Genomic DNA, 586 nt, shown 5'->3' on the forward strand with positions numbered 1-586 from the left:
CCGCCTACGGCTAAGCCTCCTAAACCTAAAAAGCCTGCTTTTAATTTACTGCCTGCCATTTTCATTAGGTTCATTTTTTGATAGCTGTTATTAAGCAGTTTATTTTGTTCTTTTAGGGCTTTATTTCCTTTAGCTAAGTCATCATTAAAACCGTCAAATGCTTTATCTAATTTCTTAAAAGTAGGGCTGTTTTTTAAGTCTTCAAATGATTTGCTGAAATCATTAAACTCTTTACTTCCTTTTAAATCCTCAAATGCTTTGTTCAAATCAGTAAAACTTTTGCTGAAATCATTTTTACTTAATTCTTCAAATGCCTTATTTAAATCTTCAAAACCTTTCGCAAAATCGCTTGTTTTCAAATCTTTAAATGCTTTATTAAGCTGTTCATAAGGATTTTCTTTTATAACTTCTTTAAAAGAATCAGACATTGCTTTAAAATTGCCGTCTTTCAAAGAAAAACCGCTCAAATTAGCTTTTATTTTTTCAGACATTTTTAATGCTTTCTCTAAAGCACTTAAATCAAATCCTATAGAATAAAGTTCGCTCATTCTTTAATATCCTTTTTAGCTAAAATAATTAAGTCCCT

Annotated in this window: 1 protein-coding gene; it reads right to left on the reverse strand. The window is 29.2% G+C overall.

Going from position 1 to position 586, the window contains the following annotated elements:
- Positions 1-548: hypothetical protein (locus EZH24_RS13225; protein ID WP_137999467.1), on the reverse strand; the 548-nt coding region annotated here is incomplete at its 3' end.
- Positions 549-586 lie beyond the last annotated feature (38 nt).

Origin of the sequence: Brachyspira catarrhinii (genome assembly GCF_005518285.1) — a bacterium.
GTDB lineage: Bacteria > Spirochaetota > Brachyspiria > Brachyspirales > Brachyspiraceae > Brachyspira > Brachyspira catarrhinii.